Below are 25,846 nucleotides of genomic sequence, written 5' to 3' on the forward strand. Positions count from 1 at the left end.
CCGCGTTTCGAATTGCAGCGCGGCTGCGGGCGTTTCGAGGCATCGCATTCAGTCGGGATTCTCAAGCATGCAAGCAAGGTTTAAGGCACTCGTGGCCGCGCTTTTCGGCGCCGTGTGCATCAGCGCGGTCGCCAACGACTGCCCGCAGTTCAGCCCGTCCGGGCGCGAACCCGTCGTGACCAACGCGAAGATGCGCGCGGCCACGCAGGAAATCTGCTATTCGGACTTCGCGCTCCTTCACTCGGGCATCACGCACGGGCCGCTGTGGTCGGCGGAACATCTCACGGCGCAGAGCGTCGATGACGCGAAGGACAACACGCGCACCAACCGCTTTTTCGTCGACAAGCGGCTGCCGCGCGGCGAAAGCGCGCAACTCGACGACTACAAGCGCAGCGGCTACGACCGCGGCCACATGAGCCCGGCGGGCGACCGCGCGAGCAAAAAGGGCATGGCCGAATCGTTCTCGCTCGCGAACATCGTGCCGCAAGATCCGTCGAACAACCGGCGCATCTGGTCGCGCATCGAGCAGGCGGTGCGTCGGCTCACGGAGGAATCGGGCGAGGCGTATGTCGTCACCGGGCCGCTGTTCTCGGGCCGGCAATTGCAGACGATCGGCGAATCGCGCGTGTTCGTGCCGACGCAGTTGTACAAAGTCGTGTATTTGCCGCAGCGGCAGATTGCGTTCGCGGTGGTCGTCGAGAACACGCCGACAGATACCTATACGATGAAAACCGTGCGCGAACTGGAAGCAATGAGCGGTCTCGCGTTCCCCGGCATCCCGGACGCGCTCAAAGACAAACGACTTGGAGGATTGAGAGGTGTTTAAACCCTTTGCCAACGATACCGACGCGATGAACATCGCGGGCGACGCCATCAACATCGTCAACGGCAAGACGCGCGTGACGATCAGCGGCGACCTGACCATCGCGCGGGACCAGACCGGGCTCGCCGCCGCGAAGGCGCTGCACGACGCGCTCGGCGCCATCGTCGAGGCGCTCGCCAAGGACGCGCATCTTCCGGCGAAGCTGCCGGACGAACCCGCCGCGCCCACCGGCACGGCCGAGAATCCGTTTATCTGACGGCATCGGCCCGAAGCGCGGAGAACGCAGCGTGATCGAATGCCACGTGCGCCCGAGTCCGCTCGGCCCGATCCTGTATCGCGCCGAGGACGCGTGTCTGACCGGCCTCTTCTTCGTCGGGCAGAAGCACTTCCCGCCCGGCCTGCCGCCGCACGCGGTTTGCCAGGACAACCGAGCCGCGCCGCGCGTGATCGAAGCCGCATGCGATGAAATCGCCGAATACTTCGCCGGCGCGCGGCCGACTTTCTCGGTGCCGGTCAAGCTGCGCGGCACGCCGTTTCAGCAGCAGGTCTGGGATCTTCTGCGCCAGATTCCTTTCGGCGATGCCTGGACGTATGGCGACCTCGCGCGGCGGCTCGGCTTGCCGCCGGGGGCATCGCGGGCGGTGGGCGGCGCGAACGGGCGCAATCCTGTGGCGATCATCGTGCCGTGTCATCGCGTGATCGGCGGCGACGGCGAGTTGACGGGCTATGCGGGCGGCGTCGATCGCAAACGCTGGCTGCTGACGCTCGAAGGCGGCCGGGGACGCGAGCAACTGGCGCTCTTTTGAGCGGCGCGGCGTCGAAAAAAAAAGCTCGCGGACTGTGCGGTCCGCGAGCTTTTTCATGGCGACTACTGAACGCGTTATTGCGTGAGCACGACTTCCACGCGACGGTTCTCGGCGCGGCCGACGCGCGTCGCATTGGATGCGACCGGATGCGATTCGCCGTAGGCCTTCGTCGCGTAGTCCTGCGCTTGCAGGCCGTGGCTCTTCAGATACTCGAGGACGGCGCGCGCGCGACGCTCGGACAACGCCACGTTATATGACGCGGAACCGATCGAATCGGTAAAGCCCTGCACGACCACGGACGAGAACGTCACGCCACGGCCGTCGGCGATGAGCTTATCGAGAATGGCTCGGGCTTTCGGCGTCAGTTGCGCGCTATCGAACGCGAAGTTCGTTTTCTCGTCGAGCGTGACCTTGCGCACCGGCGCAATAGCGGGCGCAATCACGGGCGCGGCAGAAATGACGGGCTGCGGCTCGGCTTGCGGCACGGGCGTCTGCACGGCCACGGCTTGCTGCGGCATGCCGCACGTGAAGACAACTTCGCCCGCGTTGCCCGGCGTGTTCGTGCCTTCGACGTTTTGCAGCACGTTGACCGGCTGATTTCCGCACATTTTCTGCGCGGCTTCCATGCATGAACTGCCGTTCTGGAATACGCCGTGGCATTCGGAACGGAACGCCTTTTGCCCGCTCGAGGTTTGAATTTCGTTGATATTGAACGTGGGTCCGGTAGTACTGGAGCAACCGGCGAGCACAGCGGCGGCAGCGAGAACGATGGCAACGGTTTTTTTAAGCATCTTTGATTCGACTGGAGAACGCGAGACCGGAAACAGCCGCGCTTTGTAATACGGCATGGCGCCTGAATTTCACCCGGTTTGAACGGAGCGGGCGTTTTGAAGCGTTGCGATTCTAGCAACGCGTATGGAATCTCCCGCAGGGATAAATCCCAATTTCCGAACTTTTCCGAGGTCGCGAATGAGGCGCTTATTTCCCCGCTGCGGGAAGATCGCCATCGGCCTGCTTTTGCAATTGCTGCACGCGCAGTTGCAGCGCGCGAAGCTGCGCCTGTGCCGCCGCCTGTTCCGTGCGCAATTGCCGGATGGCGTCCTGCTCTGCTTGCTGATGACTCGCCACTTCGCTTTGCTGCGCGTGAGCGACATCCAGATCTGCCTGCAGGCGATTCGCGCGCTCCTGCTGCGCCGCGATTTGCCGCTCAGCGTAGGCCGTTTCCGCTTCGAGCTTGATGCGGCGAATCTCCGCATCGGCCAGCGTTACCGACGACTTCGCGAAATCCGAATATACCGATTCGGCGCGCGCCTCATTCTGCGTTTTCAATACGCGCCAGAATTTATCGAGTTGAAACAACGCCGCGTAATACGTCATTTGCTCGCGATGATACGCGAGCGTCGCACCGTAACTGCCGTTCAGGGTTCTGCGCAAAATGGTGATTTTGCCGTCGCGAATCAGCGCTTCCAGTTCCGCGACGTCGCCGTTTGCGGAAGCCGCACTGTCTGGCCTGTCAGGCGCGGGGGCGCATTGCGGTTCGCTCGCCGCGGCGCAAACGCTCAAAGATAGCGTGCAAAAGCCCGCGATGAGCGCCAGTTTCGAAACACGCACGCTGTTTATTGCCATTTTCCCGCGCCGTCAACGATGGGATTCGCATGGGATTATGGCGAGACGCGGCGATTAATGCCAGACGGTATAAGCGGCGCTTTACGCCATTTGCTGACGCTTGAAATGCGCTTGCGACGATTTCATCGCTTCACTGCCGGCCGGCGTTTGAAGCGGAGAGAATATGCGCGAATCCGTCGGTGAAACGGTCATCGGCAAGAAAATGCCGCTGTCGGCGCGGAATTCGAATGGCGCGGCGGAAAGAATATGCGGGTCGGGCAACGGCGCGGCCGCTCGCGGCGCGGCGGACGACGAAACGAGATAGGAAGCCAGACAAGCGGCGAGCGCGACGGCGCTCCAGATCGAGTGCGAACGGTTCATGACGTGGAAAGCGAAGACGGGCGCTGCGCGCCGGAAGCGGAGCCGAAAAACGCACGGCATCCAGGACGAAGGCTATTTGACCAGCGACGTCGCCCGCCGCCCATGAGACGGCTCTCAAAATCCTCTTGTCCGCGACAAACGGACGCCGAATCGTCACGGGCTCGGATTATGCGGCGGGCAAACGCGGGTGCGCTTGCAGAATCAGCCGTGCGCCGCAGGGCGGCCGCGTCAGGGGCCGCCGCGCCAAGTGTCACGCGCGAATGCGAGCGATTCAAACGGCGACACACTGCCGATAGTCAGCCATAATTCGCGTTCTGTACGAGACGTTTCGCCGCGTAAAAACGAAAATTTCATGAGCCAAGACGACAATCTCCCGCCCGACCCAACGCCCGAGCGCGCCGCGAACGACGACAACGTCACCACCGGCGTCCCGGGCCTGGACGACATACTCGGCGGCGGCCTTGTCGGAGGCGGGCTCTATCTGATCGAAGGCATGGCGGGCGCGGGCAAGACGATCTTGTCGTCGCAGATCGGCTTTCACCGTGTCGCGCAGGGCGACAAGGTGCTCTACATCACGCTCATCGCCGAATCGCACACGAAGCTGCTGTCGCATTTGCGGGCGCTGTCGTTCTACGACGCCGACGCCATCTCGGACCGCATGCTCTTCGTGAGCGGCTATCACGAACTGATGCGCGACGGGCTCTCCGGTTTCCTCGCGCTGATCGCCTCCACGATCAAGTCGAGCCGCCCGCGCTTCATGGTCATCGACGGCTTTCGCAGCGCACGCGAGTTCAGTGCAACGGAACTCGAACTCTCGCAGTTCATCCATGAACTATCGGCGTTCGTGAGCGCGGCGCGCTGCACGACGCTGATTCTCGCGCCGCTCTCGGGCAACGAGCCGCATCCGGAACACACGCTCGTCGACGGGCTGATCGAACTGAACCGATTCAGCACCGGCATGCGCCGCTCGCGGGAGATCGAAGTGCACAAGCTGCGCGCCCGCGATCATCTGCTCGGCAAGCATTTTTTCAATATTTCGACGAACGGCCTTGTCGTCTTTCCGCGGTTAGAGGCGTCGCCCGCCAACCAGCACGCGCCGCGTCACTTCGATTCCAAGCTCGCGTTCGGATTTCCGGATTTCGACCGCATGATGGGCGGCGGCGTGGCGCGCGGCTCGACGACCACGCTCGTCGGCCCGTCGGGCGTCGGCAAGACGCTGCTCGGGCTCAAGTTTCTGCAGGCGGGCGTCGACCGCGGCGAGCGTTGCGTTTATTTCGGCCTCTATGAATCGCCGGACCGGCTGATCGCGAAGGCGCGCTCGGTGAACATCGATCTGAGCGATGCGGTGAATGACGGGCGCCTCTTGATCGACTGGCATTCGGCGGTCGAGCTGTCCATCGACGAACTCGCCGCGCAACTGCTCACGGTGGTCGGACGCACGAATGCGTCGCGGCTCGTCGTGGATGGCATAGACGGCTTTCGTCTGTCGGCGAACCGCGTCGAACGTTTCGGTCTTTTTCTGAACGCGCTCACGCTGCGGCTGCGCGATGCCGGCGTCACGACGATTCTCACCGAGGAACTGACGCTGTACGGCGAATCCGCGCCGCCCGCGACCATGCGCGCCTCGGCGATGACCGAGAACATCGTGCTGATGCGCTATGTGGAAGCGAATTCGGCGCTGTATCGCATGGTAACGGTCGTGAAGCAGCGCGACAGCGCGCACGATTCCACGATCCGCCGGCTGACGATCGATGCGCGCGGCCTGCACATCACGGAGAGCTTCATCGGGCCGACGGGCATCCTGTCCGGCCATACGTCGCTCTCGCCTGCGCTGTCCGTGTCGGATCCCGGCCCGCGCACATGAAAAAGATCCTTGTCGTCGACGACGAATTCGACATTCTGACCACCTGGCGGCTCGTGCTGGAGATGGAAGGCTACGAGGTGACGACGGCCTCGAACGGGCGCATCGCGCTCGACGCCGCGAACATGAACGCGCCGGACGTCATCATCACGGACTGGATGATGCCGCACATGAACGGCGTCGAGCTGATCCGCAGTCTCGCGGCGAGCGATACGCTCAACAAGGTGCCCGTAATTCTCATGAGCGCCGCCGCGCACGCGCCGGAGCTGGACCACCCGGACGCGCGGTTTCGCAGGAAGCCGCTTTCCATCGACGATTTGCTCGCGCTGGTGGCGCATCTCGTCAGCCGCGGCTGAGCGCGCCGCGCGGTGGGCACGAACCGTGCTCTAACGTCCGTTCCGGCGCTGCCGGTTGAATCGAAGCAGTATCGAGGCAAGACCAACGCAAACCGCTTCAACGAGAATGGGAGGCACCATGGTGCAAGATCAAGTGGAAGGCACGGCTCAAAACGTGGTCGGCAAGGTGCAGGACGCGGTCGGCGCGCTGACGGGCGATTCGGGCACGCAGGTCGAGGGCAAGGCGCGTCAGGCGCTCGGCTCGCTGCAGCAGACGTACGGGCAGACGCTCGACAACGTCCGCAACGTCGTTTCCGATCAGCCGATCAACGGGGTGCTGATCGCCGCGGCTGTCGGGTTCCTGCTGGGCGCATTGTGGAATCGCGATCGGTAAAGATCGGTTAAGCGCGGCGCGCTGCGCTTCCCGGCAGCGCGTACCCGCTTGAACGACAAAGCCGGCGCCTCGTGCGCCGGCTTTGTCGTTTTTGACGCGTTCGTTCTGACGCCCCGACGAACTATGCCCTACACGGCCAGCACATTCGACAACGTGCCGATCCCCGCGATCGACACATCGACGCGTGCGCCGTCCTTGATCGACCCGACGCCGATCGACGTCCCGCACGCGATCACGTCGCCGGGCGCGAGCGTCATGTCGTGCGAGAGCAGGCTCACCTGCTCGGCGGGCGAGAAAATCATGTCGTCGAGCGGATAGTTCTGACGCTCGACGCCATCGACTGTCGTCACCACGTTCGCGCTGCGCCAGTCGAAGCCGCTGACGATTCCCGGCCCGAGACACGTGAACGTGTCGAAGCCCTTCGAGCGGCACCACTGCGCGAAGTTGGGATCTTCCTGAAGCAGTTCGATCGCGGTGACGTCGTTCACGCACGTATAACCGAAAATCGCGGCTTCGGCCTCTTCCACCGACGCGCACGACACCGTCTTGCCGATCACGACGCCCAGTTCCCCCTCGTAAGCGATCTTGCCGTGATAATTCCTCGGCCGGCGAATCGACTCGTTTGGCCCGATCACCGACATCGGCGGCTTGATCAGAAAGAGCGGATGCTGCGGCGGCGCCTTGTCGAGCTTCTGCGAAAGCGCGTAGTAGTTGTTCCAGAGCGCGATGACCTTGCTCGGCTCGCACGGCGCAAGCAGCGTGAGGTCGTCCACGGGAAAGGAAATGTCGGTCGGGCGCGGTTCGTCGAACAGCGCGCCGTCGTGCTGCACGACGCGGCCCGAACGCTCGTCGAGCGTGCCGAAGCCGATATGCCCGCCGGCATCGCGAAAACGTATCCAGGTGGTCACGGGAGTCCTTTTTCGTTGGCGCGAGCCGAGGCCCGCGCCGTTCTCTCGGATTAAATCAGGCCCGCGCCGCGCGCCCACTTGTATTTCGCGCCGAGCACCGCGACGGGCAGCTCGGTCGAATACGCGTAGGCCGGCACGCCGTGTTCGTACAGATACTCGGCCGCCTCCTCCACCTGCACGTCACCGGCGAGCGACGCGACGATCGGCTTTTCGATGCCGCGCGCCTTCATTTCCTCCTTCACCTCGATCACGAGTTTCGCGAAGACCATCGGCGGCGTGATGATCGTGTGCCAGTAGCCGAGGATGATCGAATGAATGCGGTCGTCTTCGAGCCCGAGCTTGATCGTGTTCTTGTACGTGGTCGGCGGCTCGCCGCCCGTGATATCGACCGGATTGCCCGCCGCGCCGAACGGCGGAATGAACTTGCGGAACGCGGCGTCGAGGTCGTCAGGCATGGTCATCAGCGAGAGGCCGTTGTCCACGCAGGCGTCGGAGAGCAGCACGCCCGAGCCGCCCGCGCCCGTGATGATGACGGTGTTTTCGCCCTTCGGCGTCGGCAGCTTCGGAATGCCGCGCGCGAATTCGAGCAAGTCGCGCAGCGACCGCGCGCGGATCACGCCGCATTGCGCGAACACGTCCTCGTAAATCTTGTCGTTGCCCGCGAGCGCCCCCGTGTGGGAACTGGCCGCGCGTGCGCCGAGGCTCGTTCGGCCCGCCTTCAGCACGACGACCGGCTTTTTCTTCGACACGCGCCGCGCGGCTTCCGCGAAGGCGCGGCCGTCCTTCAGGTCCTCGCAGTGCTGCGCGATGATTTCCGTGTTGTCGTCCTGCTCGAAGAACGTGAGCAGATCGTCCTCGTCGATATCGCTCTTGTTGCCGAGCCCGACGATGGCGGACACGCCCATCTTCGCCGACCGCGAAAAGCCGATGATCGCCATGCCGATGCCACCCGATTGCGACGAGAGCGCGGCCTTGCCCTTCACGTCGTACGGCGTACAGAACGTGGCGCACAGATTCTTCGGCGTGTAATAGAAGCCGTAGATGTTCGGGCCCATCATGCGGATATCGTACTGACGCGCAATCCGCACCAGTTCTTCCTGACCGGCCTGATTGCCCGTCTCCGCGAAGCCGGACGGAATCAGCACCGCGCCGGGAATCTGCTTTTCGCCCACTTCGACGAGCGCCTGCGCGACGAACTTGGCGGGAATGGCGAACACGGCCACATCGATCACGCCGGGCACGTCCTTCACGCTCTTGTACGCCTTGCGGCCCATGATTTCTTCGGCTTTCGGGTGAATCGGATAAATCTCGCCCTGATAGCCGCCGTTGATCAGGTTCTTCATGACCGAGTTGCCGATCTTGCCGTCCTCGTTCGACGCGCCGATCACCGCGACCGCATCCGGCTTCATGATGCGGTTCATCTGCTTGACGATCTGCTCCTGCGTCGGGCGATAGCGCGGCTCGGCCGGCTCGAAGTCCATCACGATACGCACGTCCGCCGCCACCGCGCCAGCGGGACTCGCGAAGACCGGATTCAGGTCCATCTCCGAGATCTGCGGGAAGTCGTCGACGAGGCGCGACACGCGTTCGACCAGCGTCACGAGCGCCTCGCGGTTCACGGGCTCTGAGCCGCGCACGCCGCGCAGGACATCGGCGGCCTGAATGCCGTCGAGCATCGACTCCGCTTCTTCGCGCGTCACCGGCGCCAGGCGGAAGGTCACGTCCTTCAGCACTTCGACCAGCACGCCGCCGAGGCCGAACGCGATCAGTTTGCCGAACGACGGGTCCGTGACCGCGCCGATGATGACTTCCTGCCCCGCGCCGACCATCTGCTGAACCTGCACGCCGACGATGGTCGCGTTCGCGTCGTATTTCTTCGCGTTCTCGATGATGGTCGCGAAGCCCGCCTTCACGTCCGCTTCGTTCTTCACGCCGACGAGCACGCCGCCCGCCTCCGTCTTGTGCAGGATTTCGGGCGAGACGATTTTAAGCACCACCGGAAAGCCGATGAACGACGCGAGCTTGGCGGCATCGTCCGCGCTAGTCGCGACGCCTTCCTGCGGCACCGCGATGCCGTAGGCGTCGCAGACGAGCTTGCCTTCCGGCGCGGTCAGCGACGTGCGGCCCTCGGCCTTCACGCGCTCGAAGATTTCCGCGACACGGCGCTTCGCGTCGGCCGCATGCAACGGCACGACGATCGATGCCGACGTGGAAGACTGTACGGTTTCGCTGCGTTCCTGGACGACCGTGCTGTTCATTTTTGCGTGTCTCCGTGTGTTCTAGGACGTGTCTGAGCCGCGCGCCGCCCGTTGCGGGCGGCGCGCGAAGGGCGCATCGGGAGTGAAGGTTCAGATCGCGCCGAGGCTCTTCAGCGTGGCGATTTGGTCCGGCGTGTAGCCGAGTTCGGCCATGACTTCATCGGTATGCTCGCCGAGCAGCGGCGAGCGCACGACGTCCGTCGGGCTGTCGGAGAGCTTGATCGGGTTGCCGACCGTCAGGTACTTTCCGCGCACCGGATGGTCCACTTCCACGACCGTGCCGGTCTTTCTGAGCGACGGTTCTTCGGCGATTTCTTTCATCGAGAGAATCGGGCCGCAGGGAATGTCGTGCTTGTTCAGGATCTCCATCGCCTGGAACTTGGTCTTCGACATGGTCCACCGCTCGATTTCCGCGAAGATTTCCTTCAGATGCGGCAGGCGGGCATTGGGCGTCTTGTAGTCCGGATGATCGATCCACTCTTCCTTGCCGATGACCTTGCAGATTTCGCCCCACACCGGCGCCTGCGTGATGAAGTAGATGTACGCGTTCGGATCGGTTTCCCAGCCCTTGCACTTGAGAATCCAGCCCGGCTGACCGCCGCCGGACGCGTTGCCCGCGCGCGGCACCGCTTCTCCGAACGTGCCGTTCGGATACTGCGGGTACTCCTTCATGACGCCGGTCCGCTCGAGCCGCTGCTGATCGCGCAGCTTCACGCGGCACAGGTTGAGCACGCCGTCCTGCATGGCCGCGAGCACTTTCTGCCCGCGTCCGGTGCGGTTGCGTTGGTACAGCGCCGTGACGATGCCGAGCGCGAGGTGCAGCCCCGTGCCCGAATCGCCGATCTGCGCGCCGGTGACGGTCGGCGGGCCGTCGTCGAAACCCGTGGTCGATGCCGCGCCGCCCGCGCACTGCGCGACGTTCTCATAGACCTTGCAGTCTTCGTACGGTCCCGGCCCGAAGCCCTTCACGGACGCCACGATCATGGCGGGATTCAGTTCCTGGATGCGTTCCCACGTGAAGCCCATGCGGTCCAGCGCGCCCGGCGCGAAGTTCTCGACCAGCACGTCGCACTTCCTGACGAGCGTTTCGAGCACTTTCTTGCCCTCGGGATTCTTCGTGTCGATGGTGATGGACCGCTTGTTGTGGTTCAGCATCGTGAAGTAGAGGCTGTCGGCATCGGGGATATCGCGCAGTTGCTCCCGCGTGATGTCGCCCGCGCCCGCGCGCTCCACCTTGATGACGTCCGCGCCGAACCACGCCAGCAACTGCGTGCAGGTCGGACCCGATTGAACGTGCGTGAAATCGAGGATGCGTACGCCATCCAGTGCCTTGCCCGAACTATTCATGGCTGTCTCCCTGTGTCTTCGATCACGTTCTTTATTTGTACATGGTTTGGGCCATCGTGCCAGGGGCGTAAACCGTAGGATCGACCCAGATATTGATGACCGCGCTCTTGCCGGTTTTCGCGATCGACTCGCGCGCCCGCTGCAACGCGCCCGCGATCTTCGACGCCTCGTAGACTTCCTCGCCGTAGCCGCCGAGCATTTCGGCGAAGCGGCCATACGGCACGTCCGAGAGCAGATTGCCGACGTTGCCGCGCTCGTCGCCGTATTTCGCGAGCTGGCCGTAACGGATCTGGTTCATCGCGGAGTTGTTGCCGATCACCGCGATATACGGCACGCCGAAGCGGTTGGCCGTTTCCATGTCGAACGAGGTCATGGAGAACGCGCCGTCGCCGTAGTAGCAGAGCACTTCCTTCTCCGGATTGGCAAGACCCGCCGCGATCGCGAAGCCGGTGCCGACGCCGAGCGAGCCGAGCGCGCCGGGGTCCATCCACTGGCCGGGGCGGCGCGGACGCACGGCTTGCGCCGAGATGGTGACGACATCGCCGCCATCGCCGATATAGATGGTGTCGTCGGACAGGAACTGGTTGATCTCGTGCGCGACGCGATACGGATGAATCGGGCTCGCATCGGACGTGAACAGCGGCATGAGCTTGGCGGTCGCGGTTTCCTCCGCCGCCGCGAGCTCGCGCATCCACGCCTGGCGCGACTGGCGCTTGTCGTTCTTCAGACGCCCGCTCGCGGCTTGCAGCACCGCGCCGAGAATCGCGCCCGGATCGCCGACGAGACCGAGGTCGATATCGCGATTCTTGCCGACGGTGCGGTAATCCATGTCGATCTGCACCAGCTTCAGCTCCTTGCTGATGCGCTTGCCGTAGCCCATGCGGAAATCGAACGGGGTCCCGACGATCACGATCAGGTCCGCCTTCGCGAAAGCCTGCGAGCGCGTGCGGTCGAAGTGATGCGGATCGCCCGGCGGCAGGAGGCCGCGGCTCGCGCCGTTGAAGTAGCCGGGAACGTCGAGACCGCGCAGCAACGCGATCGCTTCTTCGTGACCGCGCGCCGTCCAGACTTGCTGGCCGTAGAGAATCGCCGGGCGCTCCGAGTTGACGAGCAGATCGGCGAGCTTTTCGATGTCCTTCGGATCGCCGACCGATTTGGTCGATGCGCGATAGCGTCCCGGCTGCGGAATCACGGCCTTGCTCACGTCGATTTCGCGGTCGAGCACATCGCGCGGAATTTCCAGATACGCCGGGCCGGGCGCGCCGTTGAAGGCTTCGCGCGCGGCCATCGACACCATGTCGGCGACGCGCTCCGTGCTCGGCACGGTCGCGGCGAACTTGGTGATGGGCGACATCATGTCGACGTGCGGCAGATCTTGCAGCGAACCCATCTTGTGCTGCGTGAGCGCGCCCTGCCCGCCGATATGGATGATCGGGCTTTCCGAGCGAAACGCCGTGGCGACGCCCGTGACCGCGTTCGTGCAGCCGGGGCCGGCCGTCGTCACCACGCAGCCGAGCTTGCCGGTCTGACGCGCGTAGCCGTCGGCGGCATGGGCGGCGACCTGTTCGTGACGCACGTCGATGATGCGGATGCCTTCATCGACGCAGCCATCGTAGATATCGATGATGTGCCCGCCGCACAACGTGAAGATGGTATCGACGCCTTCGTTCTTGAGAGCTCGCGCGACCAGATGGCCGCCCGAAACGACGCCCGCGCCGCGCGTCTTCTGCTTGAGCGTGTCATCGGCGGTGGTGGTGGCTGGAGCGACTTCCGGACGGCTGCTGACGACTTCGGACATGTGTTGTCTCCTCCTCGAATGGGTGTGTTCTTTCGCGCCGGACGTCGCGCTTTCGTCCGGTTGCTGTGATATACAATATTCCACACACAGTATTAGTCAACGAAGATCTGATTGGAATAAACCCTGTGATGCGGTGCATGAATGTCGCTGGGGCTTGTGGATGCTGATTCTCAGCGGGTTTCATGCTGCGCTGTAGCATCCGGCACGACTCCCGCTGCGTGTCTGATATGTGATATATCTAATATCAGCGCATCGACGACGCGTCGTGCGCTATACGAGACCAACGACCGCAGGCGGCCGATTCGATCGAACGCGCGAGTCGAAACAGGAGACGCAATGAACATTCACGAGTATCAAGCGAAGGCGCTGCTGCGAAAGTACGGCGTCGCGGTGCCGCAGGGCCGCGTCGCGTTCACGGCGCAGGAGGCCGCCGACGCCGCCAGCGCGCTCGGCGGCCCGGTCTGGGTCGTAAAGTCGCAGATTCATGCGGGCGGGCGCGGCGCGGGCCGTTTCGTCAACGATCCCGATGGCAAAGGCGGCGTGCGCGTCGTGAAATCAGTGGACGATGTGCGCGAGAACGCGCGAAAGATGCTGTCGTCCGTGCTCGTCACCAAGCAAACCGGCGCGGCGGGCAAGGAAGTAAAGCGGCTGTATATCGAGGAAGGCTGCGACATCGCACGCGAGCTGTATCTCGGCATCCTGGTCGACCGGGCGACGTCGCGCATCACGATCATGGCGTCGACGGAAGGCGGCATGGAGATCGAGGAAGTCGCGCATCGCACGCCCGAGAAAATACTCAAAGTCGCGATCGATCCGGCGACCGGTCTTCAGCCCTTTCACACGCGGCAGGTCGCGTTCGGCCTGGGGCTCACCGGCAATCAGGTGAAAGCGGCGTCGAAGTTCATCGCCGCGCTGTATCAGGCGTTCGTCGATCTGGACGCGTCCGTGGTCGAGGTGAATCCGCTCGTCGTGACCGGCTCCGGCGACGTCATGGCGCTCGACGCCAAGCTCAATTTCGACGACAACGCGCTGTATCGCCACCCGGATGTGGAAGCCCTGCGCGACGAGGACGAGGAAGATCCCGCCGAAATCGAAGCCGCGAAGCACGGGCTCAATTACGTGAAGCTGGACGGCAGCATCGGCTGCATGGTGAACGGCGCGGGCCTCGCGATGGCCACCATGGACATCATCAAGCTCTACGGCGGCGAGCCGGCCAATTTCCTGGACGTGGGCGGCGGCGCGACGCAGGAACGCGTCGCGACCGCATTCAAGCTGATTCTGCGCGATCCCAAGGTGCAAGGCATTCTCGTCAACATTTTCGGCGGCATCATGCGCTGCGACGTGATCGCACAAGGCGTCGTCGCGGCGGCGCGCGAAGTGGATCTGCGCGTGCCGCTCGTCGTGCGGCTGGCCGGCACGAATGTCGATGCGGGCCGCGAAATCCTGCGCACGTCCGGGCTCACCATCATCTCCGCCGACAATCTCGCCGATGCCGCCGACAAGATCGTCAGCGCCGTCCACCATTGAAAGGAAGCCTCCATGAGCGTTCTGATCGACAAGAATACGAAGGTGATCTGCCAGGGCTTCACCGGCGCGCAAGGCACGTTTCACTCTGAGCAGGCGATTGCCTACGGCACGCGAATGGTCGGCGGCGTCACGCCCGGCAAGGGCGGCACGACGCATCTCGACCTGCCGGTTTTCGACACGGTGGCCGACGCGGTCGCGAAAACAGGGGCGGACGCCTCAGTCATCTACGTGCCGCCGCCGTTCGCCGCCGACGCGATCCTCGAAGCCATCGATTCGGAAGTGCCGTTGATCGTCTGCATCACCGAAGGCATTCCCGTGCTCGACATGCTGCGCGTGAAGCGCGCCCTCGCGGGGTCGGCCAGCCGGCTCGTCGGGCCGAACTGTCCGGGCGTCATCACGCCGGGCGCATGCAAGATCGGCATCATGCCGGGGCACATTCATCGGCCCGGAAAGATCGGCGTGGTGTCGCGTTCGGGCACGCTCACCTACGAAGCCGTCGCTCAGACCACCGCGACCGGACTCGGCCAGACGACGTGCATCGGCATTGGCGGCGATCCGGTGAACGGGACCAACTTCATCGACTGCCTGTCGCTTTTCCTCGCCGACGACGCGACGGAGGGCATCATCATGATCGGCGAGATTGGCGGATCGGCGGAGGAAGAAGCGGCGCAGTTCCTGAAGGACGCGAGGACGAAAAAGCCGGTGGTCGGCTTCATCGCCGGCACGACCGCGCCGCCGGGACGCCGCATGGGTCACGCGGGCGCGATCATCTCCGGCGGCTCGGGCACGGCAAGCGCGAAGATCGACGCGATGAAGTCGGCGGGCATCCACGTCGCGGATTCGCCGGCGGCGCTCGGTGAAACGATGCTGCGGGCGATGCGCTAGCGCGTCTATCGGGCGCATGAAAAAGGCCGCGCGGCGATTGCCGTGCGGCCTTCTGCTTTACTGCTCGCGCTGCCCGCAACTCAATCCAAGAAATCGCAGTTCGCCTCGACGAACGCCGCCAGATCCAGCGAGTGCTGCTTCACGAGCCGCTCGACGAGTTCCGTGTCGCGCTTTTCCAGCGCCTCGATGATGCGCATGTGATCGACGATCGAGCGCGACGCGCGGTCGCTCTGCGAGATAGTCATCTTCCGGATGGCGCGCACGTGCACGAAGATATTCTTGATGGTGTCGAAGATGATCTGCGACTTCGACAGCCGCACGATGGCCTGGTGAAACGCGATGTTCGCTTCCGAATACTCGTCGATATGCTCGGCCGGCGTGCTGTCGCGGAAGTCGTCGAACATGTGGCGCAGATGGGCGATTTCCTCGTCCGACGCGCGCTGCGTGGCAAGGCGCGCCGCCATGCTCTCGAGCGCCGCCCACATGTGGATCATCTCGACGATCTCGCGCTTGGTCTTGCGCAGAATATAGACCCCGCGGCGCGGCACCGTGCGCAGAAAGCCTTCCTGCTCCAGCAGCGTCATGGCCTCCCGGATAGGTGTTCGCGACACGCCGAGGGCTTCCGTCAGCTCTTTTTCGTCCAGACGAATTTCCTCGCGCGAGCGATAGATGTCCGCCTCCGCGATGGCCTGCCGCAGCTTCGCGTACGCCTGATCGCGCAGCGAAACGGTGGCGTTGATCGGCTCCAGCGAAAGCGTCAGCCCGCTCGGGCGAACTTCCGGGCTATCTACGGATTGAGTATCAGATGGCATTGATGGCTTGGTTTCCCATTTGCGGCCGGTCAGCAACGACGCGCTTGCCCGAACCGCCGTTCTGGTCGTCCGCCGTGAGTCCGGCAAAGCGACCGTGTTCCTGTGCGCGCTGCAGCATGTCTTGCGGCACCGCCGACGCGATCATAAACGTAACGCTCACACCCACGGCAACCAGCGCGAATCCAACGACAACCAAAAGGGCGATGCTCATTTCAGGCTCCGGTTAAATCACTCAAGAGCCCCTAGTATATGTTGCGTCGCAGCAGAACGCAACATATTTTGCATCTTGTATATCAGAAACAACGCTGGTGCCCGTGGGTTCAGTTTAGGCCGCTTTTTGCGGCTGCGGCGGCGCTGCCGGCCGGGCCGTACCCTGATTGACGGCTTCGCGCAGTTTGATCAATGCGAGGACGGCATCGATCATCGGCGTCTCGACATTCACCAGGCGCCCTATCTCCTGCACCACCGTGATCAGCGGGTCGATTTCCATGGGCCGGCCGGCTTCGCAATCCATCAGCATCGACGTTTTATGCGCGCCCACTGCGCCCGCGCCGTTGATGCGCCGCTCCACGTCGACGCGGAAGTTGACGCCGATCTTGTCGCCGATCGCCTTTGCCTCCAGCATCATCGCCTTGGAGAGCGCGCGGGTGCCGGGATCGCTCGTGAGCACATCGAGCGTGGCGTGCGTGAGCGCGCTGATCGGGTTGAAGCACAGATTGCCCCACAGCTTGAGCCAGATCTCGTCGCGGATGTTGTCGCGCATCGGCGCTTCCATGTCGGCTGCCGCCATGATGTCGTGCAGCGCGCGCAGTCGCGGCGTGGTCTCGCCGCTCGGCTCGCCGATCGGGAATTTCTTGCCGTAGTGATGCTCGATCACGCCCGGCTCGACGATTTCCGCCGCCGGCAGCAGCACGCAGCCAATGGCCCGCTCCGGCCCGAACACGCTCCACTGCCTGCCGCCCGGATCGATGCTTTGCAGCGCCGTGCCGGCCAGCGCGCCGCCGTGCTGATAGAAATACCAGTAAGGCAAGCCATTGACCGCCGTGACGATGGCCGTGTCCGGCCCGAGCAGCGGCGGCATCAGATCGACCACGCCCGGCACGGAATGCGCCTTGAGAGCGATGATCACGTAGTCCTGCGGCCCGAGTTCGGCGGGGTTGTTCGTGCAGCGCACCTTGACCGTGTGCTCTTCCCCGTCGATTCGGAGGCGCACGCCGTTCGCCTGCATCGCGGCGAGATGCGGCCCGCGCGCCACGAAGCTGACGTCCGCCCCGGCCCGCGCGAGTTGCGCGCCCATGTAACCGCCGATGGCTCCGGCGCCGTACACGCAGATCTTCATGGTTGTCTCCTAGAGTCGTAGGCTTGCAAGCTTCTGATATACCAGATACTACATTCCACGTTCACACAGGACAAGGCGAATTCGTGCAGCGGCGGACGAGCGAAAACCCGCATGCGGCGGACGCCTTCCGGTTCGATCAGAAGAAGAAAGGGGCGGCTCAGGCTTCGATGGCCTGTGAGGTACTGAGCAGAGTATGCGTCGACGACGCGATGAAGTGTGCCCAGACGTGCGCGGCGCACTCGCGCAACGCGCGGCCCCGGCGACGCACGATCATCACCGTGCGGGCGGCGTCGGGCGTGAGGGGAACGAAGCGCACGCGTGCGCCGTCGCAGGCGAGACGCGCGTGCATCGGCAGGACGCCGACGCCGAGACCGGCCTCGGCCATGCGGACGACAGCCGCCGGCTGCGTCAGCCGTTGCCGCACCGCGCCCGTGACCGCGTGGCGCGCGAGCGCCGCTTCGACGGCGGCGAGGCTGCCGGTGTCATCGTCGAGCAGAAGGAGCGGCATGGCGCGCAACTGATGCCAGTCCAGCCGCGCTGCGTCCGCCAGCCGATGCGACGCGCCGACCACCGCGGCGAAGGCGTCGGCGAAAAGCGGTTCGGCGGCGAGTTCGTCCAGATTGTCGGGCGCGATCACGATGCCGATTTCCGCCTCGCCCGAGCGCACCAGTTGAAGCACGGCGTTCTGCGGCCGATCCAACAACGCGATCGTCACGTCCGGCAGCCGCTCCTTGCACGACGCAAGCAACGCGGGCAGCACGCTCGCCGTCAGACCGCCACTGCTCGCCACGTGGACAATGCCCTGCCCGGCGCGAGCGTCGGCGGGCGGACGCAACGTGGCTTCCAGTTCCTCGACGAGCGGCGCGATGCGCGAGAGCAGCGTGCGCCCGGTCTCGGTCAGCGTGACCTGGCGCGTGGTCCGGTCGAAAAGCCGCAGCGCGATTTCATCTTCGAGTTCTCGAATGCTGCGGCTGACCGCCGATTGCGTGATGCCGAATTCGTCGCCGGCGCGCGTGAAACTGCGGTATCGCGCGAGCGTGACGAACAGCCGCAACTGATGCAGTGACACCGAAGGCGCATGCGCGGGAGCGGCCGGGCGTTCGCGCATGCGCTGGCTTTCCCTTATTGAACCGACGTCTTGCCCGGCGCTTCGGGCCAGCCCGCCTTGAACGACGCATTGACCGACGAATCGCCCGAGGTCGCGGCGACCGTGTTCTCGATCCAGCGTTTCCTCATCGGCGCGAGCACGAACTTGGCGCACAGGCCCGCCGCAATCGACGTGGTCGCAGCCGTGATGAACACCGCGTTCCACGAGCCGATCGACGCGAGCACCGAGGCGAGCGGCACCAGCATCGACGCCGTGCCCTTCGCGGTGTACAGCGTGCCCGCGTTGGCGGCGGCGTACTTGCTGCCGAACGTATCGGCGCAAGTGGCCGGGAAGATCGAGAAGATTTCGCCCCAGCACAGGAACGTCATCGCGGCGAACAGCATGAAAAGGTACGGATGATGTCCGAACTGCATCAGCCCGAGCAGCGCGACGCCTTCGCCGAGAAAGATGATGAACATCGTGTTCTCGCGGCCGATTCTGTCCGAGATGAAGCCGCACAGCGGACGCGTGAAGCCGTTGCAGAGGTTATCGATGGAGAGCGTCATCGCGAGCAGCGGCAGCGTGATACCGAACAGATTCACCGGCATCTTCGCGAAGCCGTACTCCTTCGCGATCGGCCCGAATTGCGCGGTGGCGATCACGCCGCCCGCCGCGACGAACACGAACATCAGATACAGCACCCAGAAGAGCGGCGAGCGCACCATCTGGCCGGTCGTGTAGTCGATTTTCGTGGACACGATCCGCTTCGGCGGCGCGACGTTCACCGGGGGCTTCGGACGCACGAGCATCAGCGCGAGCAGGAAGATGCACACGCCCTGGAAGATGCCGAAGAACATGAACGCGTGCTCGTAGCCCGAGGACTGAATCATGTTCGAGATCGGGATGACCGTTACTGCCGCGCCGGCGCCGAAGCCCGCCGCCGTCAGGCCCGCCGCGAGCCCGCGCTTGTCCGGGAACCACTTGAGCGCCGTGCCGACGCACGTGCCGTACACGCAGCCCGCGCCGATCCCCGCGATCACCGCCGCGATGTAGAGATGGACAAGGCTCGTCGCGTGTGCGTCGATGACCCAGCCGATGGCCGCGCACACCGATCCGCCGATCACGACCGGCCGAGGCCCGAACTTGTCGACGAGCCAGCCCTCGACCGGCACGAGCCATGTTTCGGTGACGATGAAGATGGTGAAAGCCGTCTGGATCGCCGCTTGACCCCAATGGTGTTTGGCATCCATCGGTACGACAAAAAGGGTCCATGCGTATTGCAGGTTGGCGACGAGGCCCATGCATAGAATGCCGATCGCCAGCTGGATCCAACGGTTGTGGTGACGCCCGTCCTGCCCGGACACCACCGTGTCTGCGCTTGCCATGTCTGTCTCCGATGTTTGTCTCTGCGCTCGTGCGGCGCTTGATGTACGGCGAGATCACCGGCGCTCGGGCCGGCGGGCGATGCGGTCGGTCAGGGAAGATGCTCCGGCCAGGCGGCGCGGGCGTGGCGTCGCGTGTCCAGAAGGGCGATGAGTTCGCACATGTGGCCAACATCCGCGTCAGGCGATCGAAGAATCATTTCGAGCGATTCCCAAGAGGTCCGGATGGTCGATGCAGCCCTGGCGGGCGTGCTGTGCTGCGTGACTACCGTGCTGCATCACGCCAGGCGGCGTGGGGGCTTGCTGCCTTACAAAAGCGGGGCACGTGAAAGCATCGTGGGGGACAAAAACGATTAAGGAAAGTTAAAAAAAATTATTGTATAAGTTAGCTATCGTGAATGGATGAGGGCTTCCGTGCTAAGAAACGCCACCCTGCGCCAGCTGAAAATCTTCGAGACGGTCGCGCGCCGACTGAGTTTTTCGCGCGCCGCCGAGGAGCTCTATCTCACTCAGCCGGCCGTCTCCACGCAGGTCAAGCAACTGGAAGAGCACGCCGGCTTGCCGCTTTTCGAACAGCTCGGTAAGAAAATCTACCTCACTCCCGCCGGCAACGAAATGCTCCATTACAGCAGGGCGATTCTCGAGCAATTCCGCGAAGCCGACGACGCGATGGCCCGTCTCAAGGGTATATCCGGAGGCACGCTCAACGTTGCAGTGATCAGCGCGGGCGATTATTTCTTTCCCCGGCTTCTCGCGGAATTCACGAAACGTAATACGGATGTCCGGCTCAATCTTGCCGTTCATAATCGAGAGGAGCTGCTGCACCAACTGTCCGACAATTTGACGGATCTGGCCGTCATGGTTCGTCCGCCGCGCGACATGGATACCGTCAACGTGTCGTTTGCGCCGCATCCGTATGTGATCGTCGCCCCGCCGGATCATCCGCTGGTTGGGCAAGCCAACATTCCGCTGGAGACGCTCGCCGACGAGCCGTTCATCGTGCGCGAGCGCGGTTCCGACACATGGAACTCGATGGAAGAAGGCTTCGCCGGCAGGCTGACCAACCTCAATGTCGCGATGGAGATCACGAGTACCGAGACCATCAAGCAGGCGGTGATCGCGGGAATGGGACTGAGTTTTCTATCCGCGCATACGATCAGCATGGAATTGCAGGTCGGCAAGCTGGCGGTGCTCGATATCGAAGGCTTTCCGGTCATGCTCAACTGGTTTGTCGTGCATCGGAACAATAAGCGTTTGCCGCCGGTGGCGCTCGCGTTCAAGCAGTTCCTGATCGAAGAAGGCGCGGCGCAGATCGAGGCCATCACGCATATCGTCGCGAAGACGGGCAAGCCGGATTCATAAAGCAAAGGGAATGGTTAGCCGAAAAAACTTTGACTGTCGTGTATGAAGGGCTTTCCCTATTCTGATCGTATGCCCTGCGGCCACTGAGGAGACGATCAATGAACCAAGCCACGCTGAGCGACGACCGCGAGATTCAGGCGCAAGTTTGCGCATTTAATACCGCTTTCGAAGAACTGGACCTGATGTTCCGCTGGGACGCGGAAACGTATCGCTCGCTTGCATCGGCGGACAGCGACTACGGGAAGATCGCGCAATACATCGGGACGCAGTGCCCTCACCTGCTTAAGGCCTATAGCGCGGAGTTTCTTTGCCAGGCCATCGTCGAGCGCAAGAACATGACGATCGAGGCGTGCCGGCAGAATACGGTTCAGTATGAAGACAGCACGCAGCGCGCTCGACTCTGGCGCGCACGCGACAAGGAAGGTGTGCAGGCGCGCGTTTAAGTCGTTGCGTCTCTGTTATCAAGGGCGGCTTCGGTCGCCCTTTCGCATTTCTGCTTGATGACCGCCGCGCCGGGCGCGCGGCGATCCGTGGCCGCTCAAGGCGTCAGCGATACCCACACGGCCTTCGGCTCCGTGAAGTTCTCGATGGCCACGTCCCCATGCTCCCGGCCGAAGCCGGAATCGCCCGAACCGCCCCACGGCAGCCGCACGTCCGTATAACCATACGTATTGACCCAGACGGTGCCCGCCCTCAACTCGGCCGCCATGCGATGCACCCGGCCGATGTCGGCGCTCCACACGCCCGCCGCGAGACTGTAAGCGGTGCCGTTGGCGATGCGCAGCGCGTCGGCCTCATCGTCGAACGGAATGACGCTCGCGACCGGCCCGAAGATCTCTTCCTGCGATATGCGCATCTCGTGCTCGACGTTCGCGAACACGGTCGGCTCCACGAAGTAGCCGCGCTCGCCCGCACGCCGCCCGCCGGTCACGAGCGACGCGCCCTCGCCCTTGCCGATATCCACGTAGTCGAGCACGGTCTTCATCTGCTTGGCGGAGATGAGCGGGCCCATGTTCGTCTCGCGCTTCGATGGATCGCCGAGCTTGATCGTCTGCGCGCGCTGGGCAAGGCGTTCCACCACGTCGTCATAGACGGCGCGCTGCACGAGCACGCGCGAGCCTGCCGAGCACACCTGTCCCGCGTTGAAGAAGATGCCCGATGCGGCGGCGCGCACCGCGCTGTCGATGTTGGCATCGGCGAAGATGACGTTGGCCGACTTGCCGCCGAGCTCCAGCGTCACGCGCTTGAAGTTGCCTGCCGCGCCCTGCAGAATGCCGCGCCCGACCGAAGGCGACCCCGTAAACGTGATCTTGTCGATGCCCGGATGCGCGACCATCGAATCCCCGACCACCGAACCCTTTCCCGTGACGATATTCAGCACGCCCGGCGGAACGCCCGCTTCGAGCGCGAGCCGGCCGACCATCAGCGCGGACAGCGGCGTGATTTCGGCGGGCTTCACGATCAACGTGCAGCCGCACGCGAGCGCCGGCGCGATCTTCCACATGCCGATCATCAGCGGGAAATTCCACGGAACAATGGCGCCGACGACGCCCACCGGCTCGCGCACCGTGTACGTCAGCGCATCGGGCCGCGCCGGCACGACCTGTCCGTTGATCTTGTCGCACCAGCCGGCATAGTAGGCGAGCGTATCGATGGCGGCGGGGACGTCCTGGCGCTGGACGCCGGCAACGGGCTTGCCAGCGTCGAGGCTTTCGAGCGCGGCCAGTTCTTCTTGATTCTCGCGAAGCAGGTCGGCAAGCCGCATGAGAATGCGGCCGCGTTCGGCGGCGCGGATGGCGTTCCAGGGCTTCAACGCGGCGCGCGCCGCCTGCACCGCGCGATCCACATCGGCCGACGTGCCCTGCGCGACGTAGGCGATCGGCTCTTCGGTGGCGGGGTTCAGGTTGGTCGAATATTCGCCGCCGCTTGGCGCGACGAAATCACCGCCGATCAGTAATTCGTAACGCTTCAAATCCGCCGTGCTATCCATGTCTCTCTCCACGCTTTATTAAATCGTTTCATGGTGTGCCAGAAAACCGCTCGACGATAGCAAAACATTTTTATTGTTCTCATTCAGCGTTATGTATGGGCGGATATAGCATCGTGGCGCGCGCCCCTGCCGCCTGGCCCTTTCCGCTTGGCCCGAGTAATGCGAAGTAAGCGTTGCTTACACATTCTCACGGCATTGCGCCGCCTCCCAACGTAGAGTGACCGCCTGTTCGCGCACAAGGGCAATGATCCCTTGGCAAGGGATCAATCATCACTTCACGAGGAGAAGCGTTTTATGAAGAACAGAATTATCGTGGCGCTGTTGTCGGCCGGTCTCGGCCTTTCGGCCGGCGCGAGCTACGCGCAGCAGTGGCACGGCCCGGATGAGAACCACGGGCCTGGCGCCAGTCATGCGCCGATGATGCATGGCCACGAGGGACACGACGGACACGACGGCCACGATCAGCCGCGCCCGCCTGAGCATGCCGATCGCGATCGCGGTCATCCGGACTGGCACAAGGGCGATCGCCTTTCGGGCGAGTATCGCGATCACCAGTATGTCGTCGACGACTGGCGCGGCCACGGCCTGCGTCAACCGCCGCGCGGCTACCAGTGGGTCGGCGTCGGCGCGGACTATGTGCTCGTCGCGGCAGCGACGGGTCTGATCGCGCAAGTGGTGTTGGCGCAGTAAGACGGCGCCGGAGCGCGCAGGATTGGCTTACGCCGAGCCTTCAACGCCTGCGCGCTCGTTAGTCTTCGTCCGCGAAAAGCGACGCCTGCGCGGCCTGGCTCGGCGACAGGTTCGCGGTCCGCTCGACCAGAAAGGCGTCGCGATCTTTGCCGGCGATCCACTGGGGCGCGCGACCGCGTCCGCTCCATGTCGCGCCGCTTGCGGGGTCGCAGTACTTGGCCGCCGCGTCCGGTGCAGCGGGCTGCGTGCCGGACTTACGCCCCATCAGCTCGTTCAACGTGATGCCGTATTGGCGCATCTTCTGCACGATCTCGATCAGCGCGAGGCGCTCTTCTTTACGCCGTGCCTCGGCCAGTTCCTTCTCCAGCGACTCTCTTTGCGCCATCAACTCGGCGACTTGCGGACTTCTATACGTCATGTTCATGATGTGCGATTGGATTTCCGCAGCGGCCGATGCCCCGCCGCCGCGACAAAAGCGAGAGGCTAACATGATCACGCTTTGCGTGAAAATTTAGCGCGAGTTGCATTCGAGGGGTATCTTTACCTGAGCGATCTTGAATTGTCATACCGTTACCGTTTTTTCGGACTACGAATTTTGTTCTGAAGCCCGGATCTCTTTTCAGTCAATGCGTACGCCGTTGCCGCGCATCACCAGCCATTCCTTCGTATAGCTAACTATATCGGGCGCCGACGCTGTATGGCGACGCATTTCGATGCGTCCAAGGTTTACATCGCACGCAGAACCAAGTAACCTTTCGCCGCTGTCTCGGTTCCCGGCAACGCTTGCCTACATGCGGCATTGCTTCGCATAAGACGGGTAAATCTGACTGCGCCTCACGCATGACGCAGATGCGCTTGGAGACAGCGGCTAGAGGCAGCGTGGCTCGACTTCGCTCCTGACACGTTTCGGCGGCTATCCGCCTCGAATGCGCGATGAGTCGCGCATACACGAACGCCTTGCCTCTGACTGGCAGCGCGTTCGGGACCATCGGCTTTATCCTTTCGTGGGTTGACTTGCGCCGCGATGCTTGTGCGCGCGGGCCTGCTCCCTTTCCGTCCGAACCGTCCATGACGATGGATGCATGATCTCATCGTCATGGACACGGCACGCCATTTAGTACGACTAATAATCATGAAGAAATCGATTCGACCTTGCCTTTCCGTTACTCGGCCTTTCACGTCGCTTAAGCATGCCGCGCTAACCGGCGCGCTCATGACGAGCCTGCTGCTTGCGGCCTGCGGTGGCGGCAGCGGGAGCGCCGTTGATGCAGCGACGGACAAGAGCGGCACGCCCGCAGCGACAGCGAAAAGCGCAAGCACGAACGGCTCAATCTTCTATGGCATGAATGGCCACAACAACAGCGGCGGCGCGTACGATATTTCCAGCCCGCAAACGCAGCTTTCGCAGTTGCACGACCTCGGCGCGACGATCTACCGGAACGAGGTCTATAACCAGGCTTCGGCAAACAAGCTCGCGGGCATCGCGCAGACCATGGCGCAGGGTGGCGTGACGGTCTATCCCGTGATGCTTTTGGGTCTTGACTATGGCAACGAGCAGGACGCGTATAACGCGGGCTATACGCTCGGCAAGCAGACGGCGAGCGCGTATCACTACCAGTATTACGAGGTCGGCAATGAGCTGGAGGCCAAGACGCTCAACGGAAACGTCGACGGGGTCTACTGGCAGCACTACGACAGCCGCAAGTATCAGATTGCACGGGGCATCATTCGCGGCCTGATTGCGGGCGTCAGATCGGAGGACACGGCGGGGAAGATCGTTCTGGGCGGCACGTGGCTGCATTATGCGTTCTACCAGATGCTCGCCGACGGTTCGCAGCCTGACGGCACCTGGGGCCACCCGGCGGTGAGCTGGGACATCACGGCATGGCACTGGTACTCCAACGAAGGCGACATCACCAACGCCTGCGGCGGCACTGGATGCCACGACGTGCTGGCGGTGCTGCATCAGATGGGCAAACCGATCTGGATCAACGAATTCGGCGTGCGCCCGAGCCTGGGATCGCTTCTGCAGGTCGCCGCGTATCTCACGGGCAACGACATGATGTCGCAATATGTGAACGTGGCGTCGAAGTACAACATCCAGTCGATTCAGGCGTATGAGCTTTACGACGATGCAGAAGGCGCGTACGGGATGATGCAAGCTGACGGGCATACGCAGAAGCCGGCGTATGAGTCTTATCGGAGTTTTGTGCAGAATCATCCGCGGTGATTTTGTGGTGGGAGCTGGGAAGGGTA

The 25,846-nt window shown here is 63.4% G+C and carries 26 protein-coding genes; 12 read left to right on the forward strand and 14 right to left on the reverse strand.

Features of this window, described 5'->3' with window-relative positions; genetic code table 11:
• Positions 1–67: 67 nt before the first annotated feature.
• Genes GV035_RS17175 through GV035_RS17185 form a run of 3 tightly spaced genes read left to right on the forward strand, consistent with a single transcriptional unit; the run spans position 68 to position 1,629 of the window.
• The gene (locus GV035_RS17175; protein ID WP_159836213.1) at positions 68–826 is read left to right on the forward strand and encodes a DNA/RNA non-specific endonuclease; all 759 of its coding nucleotides are present in this window, start codon (positions 68–70) and stop codon (positions 824–826) included.
• Positions 819–1,079: a hypothetical protein gene (locus tag GV035_RS17180; RefSeq protein WP_159836214.1), complete on the forward strand. Its 261-nt coding sequence runs from the start codon at positions 819–821 to the stop codon at positions 1,077–1,079. The genes GV035_RS17175 and GV035_RS17180 overlap by 8 nt, the downstream gene beginning before the upstream one ends.
• Before the next feature lie 31 nt (positions 1,080–1,110).
• Positions 1,111–1,629: a methylated-DNA--[protein]-cysteine S-methyltransferase gene (locus tag GV035_RS17185; RefSeq protein WP_159836215.1), complete on the forward strand. Its 519-nt coding sequence runs from the start codon at positions 1,111–1,113 to the stop codon at positions 1,627–1,629.
• A gap of 74 nt (positions 1,630–1,703) precedes the next feature.
• Here GV035_RS17185 and GV035_RS17190 read toward each other — a convergent pair whose 3' ends face one another.
• From GV035_RS17190 to GV035_RS17200, 3 genes are all read right to left on the reverse strand, one after another.
• Positions 1,704–2,420 carry an OmpA family protein gene (locus GV035_RS17190; RefSeq protein ID WP_159836216.1) on the reverse strand — a complete coding sequence of 239 codons (717 nt, stop codon included), beginning with the start codon at positions 2,418–2,420 and terminating at the stop codon, positions 1,704–1,706.
• 187 nt (positions 2,421–2,607) lie between these two features.
• Positions 2,608–3,255: a DUF2968 domain-containing protein gene (locus GV035_RS17195; protein WP_159836217.1), complete on the reverse strand. Its 648-nt coding sequence runs from the start codon at positions 3,253–3,255 to the stop codon at positions 2,608–2,610.
• Between the two features lie 81 nt (positions 3,256–3,336).
• Positions 3,337–3,615 (reverse strand): hypothetical protein, encoded by a 279-nt coding sequence (locus tag GV035_RS17200; RefSeq protein WP_159836218.1) that lies wholly within the window; start codon positions 3,613–3,615, stop codon positions 3,337–3,339.
• 352 nt (positions 3,616–3,967) lie between these two features.
• On the opposite strand from GV035_RS17200, the gene GV035_RS17205 reads away from it, so the two are divergent.
• From GV035_RS17205 to GV035_RS17215, 3 genes are all read left to right on the forward strand, one after another.
• Complete coding sequence (locus tag GV035_RS17205; RefSeq protein ID WP_159836219.1) at positions 3,968–5,479, forward strand: ATPase domain-containing protein; 1,512 nt, start codon at positions 3,968–3,970, stop codon at positions 5,477–5,479.
• A complete protein-coding gene (locus tag GV035_RS17210; RefSeq protein ID WP_159836220.1) occupies positions 5,476–5,832 on the forward strand; it encodes a response regulator in 357 nt (118 codons plus the stop codon). Before GV035_RS17205 ends, GV035_RS17210 begins: the two co-directional genes overlap by 4 nt.
• Positions 5,833–5,950: 118 nt before the next feature.
• Positions 5,951–6,205, forward strand: coding sequence for a CsbD family protein (locus GV035_RS17215; protein WP_159836221.1), 255 nt, complete (start codon positions 5,951–5,953; stop codon positions 6,203–6,205).
• A 128-nt stretch (positions 6,206–6,333) separates the two neighbouring features.
• Here GV035_RS17215 and GV035_RS17220 read toward each other — a convergent pair whose 3' ends face one another.
• The 4 genes from GV035_RS17220 to GV035_RS17235 form a co-directional block, all read right to left on the reverse strand.
• Complete coding sequence (locus tag GV035_RS17220; RefSeq protein WP_159836222.1) at positions 6,334–7,113, reverse strand: fumarylacetoacetate hydrolase family protein; 780 nt, start codon at positions 7,111–7,113, stop codon at positions 6,334–6,336.
• Between the two features lie 50 nt (positions 7,114–7,163).
• The gene (locus GV035_RS17225) at positions 7,164–9,371 is read right to left on the reverse strand and encodes an acetate--CoA ligase family protein (protein WP_236572642.1); all 2,208 of its coding nucleotides are present in this window, start codon (positions 9,369–9,371) and stop codon (positions 7,164–7,166) included.
• 90 nt (positions 9,372–9,461) lie between these two features.
• Complete coding sequence (gene frc / locus GV035_RS17230; RefSeq protein ID WP_159836223.1) at positions 9,462–10,718, reverse strand: formyl-CoA transferase; 1,257 nt, start codon at positions 10,716–10,718, stop codon at positions 9,462–9,464.
• Positions 10,719–10,749: 31 nt separating this feature from the next.
• Complete coding sequence (locus GV035_RS17235) at positions 10,750–12,516, reverse strand: thiamine pyrophosphate-binding protein (RefSeq protein WP_159836224.1); 1,767 nt, start codon at positions 12,514–12,516, stop codon at positions 10,750–10,752.
• Positions 12,517–12,852: 336 nt separating this feature from the next.
• On the opposite strand from GV035_RS17235, the gene sucC reads away from it, so the two are divergent.
• Positions 12,853–14,043 carry an ADP-forming succinate--CoA ligase subunit beta gene (gene sucC / locus GV035_RS17240; RefSeq protein WP_159836225.1) on the forward strand — a complete coding sequence of 397 codons (1,191 nt, stop codon included), beginning with the start codon at positions 12,853–12,855 and terminating at the stop codon, positions 14,041–14,043.
• Between the two features lie 12 nt (positions 14,044–14,055).
• Positions 14,056–14,928 carry a succinate--CoA ligase subunit alpha gene (gene sucD, locus GV035_RS17245; RefSeq protein WP_159836226.1) on the forward strand — a complete coding sequence of 291 codons (873 nt, stop codon included), beginning with the start codon at positions 14,056–14,058 and terminating at the stop codon, positions 14,926–14,928.
• An 80-nt stretch (positions 14,929–15,008) separates the two neighbouring features.
• Here sucD and GV035_RS17250 read toward each other — a convergent pair whose 3' ends face one another.
• The 5 genes from GV035_RS17250 to oxlT form a co-directional block, all read right to left on the reverse strand.
• Positions 15,009–15,740: a GntR family transcriptional regulator gene (locus tag GV035_RS17250; protein WP_159836227.1), complete on the reverse strand. Its 732-nt coding sequence runs from the start codon at positions 15,738–15,740 to the stop codon at positions 15,009–15,011.
• Positions 15,730–15,951, reverse strand: coding sequence for a hypothetical protein (locus GV035_RS17255; RefSeq protein WP_159836228.1), 222 nt, complete (start codon positions 15,949–15,951; stop codon positions 15,730–15,732). The genes GV035_RS17250 and GV035_RS17255 overlap by 11 nt, the downstream gene beginning before the upstream one ends.
• A 114-nt stretch (positions 15,952–16,065) precedes the next feature.
• Positions 16,066–17,079, reverse strand: a complete 1,014-nt coding sequence (locus GV035_RS17260) for a 2-dehydropantoate 2-reductase (protein WP_159836229.1) — start codon at positions 17,077–17,079, stop codon at positions 16,066–16,068.
• Between the two features lie 157 nt (positions 17,080–17,236).
• Entirely contained in the window at positions 17,237–18,187 is a 951-nt protein-coding gene (locus GV035_RS17265; RefSeq protein ID WP_159836230.1) for a LysR family transcriptional regulator, read from the reverse strand.
• Between the two features lie 14 nt (positions 18,188–18,201).
• The gene (gene oxlT, locus GV035_RS17270) at positions 18,202–19,551 is read right to left on the reverse strand and encodes an oxalate/formate MFS antiporter (RefSeq protein ID WP_159836231.1); all 1,350 of its coding nucleotides are present in this window, start codon (positions 19,549–19,551) and stop codon (positions 18,202–18,204) included.
• Between the two features lie 399 nt (positions 19,552–19,950).
• Between oxlT and GV035_RS17275 the strand changes: the two genes are divergently transcribed.
• Positions 19,951–20,910, forward strand: coding sequence for a LysR family transcriptional regulator (locus GV035_RS17275; protein ID WP_159836232.1), 960 nt, complete (start codon positions 19,951–19,953; stop codon positions 20,908–20,910).
• Between the two features lie 98 nt (positions 20,911–21,008).
• Positions 21,009–21,353: a hypothetical protein gene (locus GV035_RS17280; RefSeq protein ID WP_159836233.1), complete on the forward strand. Its 345-nt coding sequence runs from the start codon at positions 21,009–21,011 to the stop codon at positions 21,351–21,353.
• A 95-nt stretch (positions 21,354–21,448) separates the two neighbouring features.
• Here the strand turns inward: GV035_RS17280 and GV035_RS17285 are convergent, their stop codons facing one another.
• Complete coding sequence (locus GV035_RS17285; RefSeq protein ID WP_159836234.1) at positions 21,449–22,900, reverse strand: aldehyde dehydrogenase family protein; 1,452 nt, start codon at positions 22,898–22,900, stop codon at positions 21,449–21,451.
• Between the two features lie 294 nt (positions 22,901–23,194).
• Here GV035_RS17285 and GV035_RS17290 point away from each other — a divergent pair, with 294 nt between their 5' ends.
• Positions 23,195–23,590 (forward strand): RcnB family protein, encoded by a 396-nt coding sequence (locus tag GV035_RS17290; protein ID WP_159836235.1) that lies wholly within the window; start codon positions 23,195–23,197, stop codon positions 23,588–23,590.
• A 58-nt stretch (positions 23,591–23,648) separates the two neighbouring features.
• Here GV035_RS17290 and GV035_RS17295 read toward each other — a convergent pair whose 3' ends face one another.
• On the reverse strand, positions 23,649–24,008 hold the full coding sequence (locus GV035_RS17295) for an H-NS histone family protein (protein ID WP_159838008.1): 360 nt from the start codon (positions 24,006–24,008) through the stop codon (positions 23,649–23,651).
• Positions 24,009–24,803: 795 nt separating this feature from the next.
• On the opposite strand from GV035_RS17295, the gene GV035_RS17300 reads away from it, so the two are divergent.
• Positions 24,804–25,820 (forward strand): lipopolysaccharide biosynthesis protein, encoded by a 1,017-nt coding sequence (locus tag GV035_RS17300; protein ID WP_236572644.1) that lies wholly within the window; start codon positions 24,804–24,806, stop codon positions 25,818–25,820.
• Positions 25,821–25,846: the final 26 nt, after the last annotated feature.

Source organism: Burkholderia sp. 8Y (assembly GCF_902506145.1).
GTDB lineage: Bacteria > Pseudomonadota > Gammaproteobacteria > Burkholderiales > Burkholderiaceae > Caballeronia.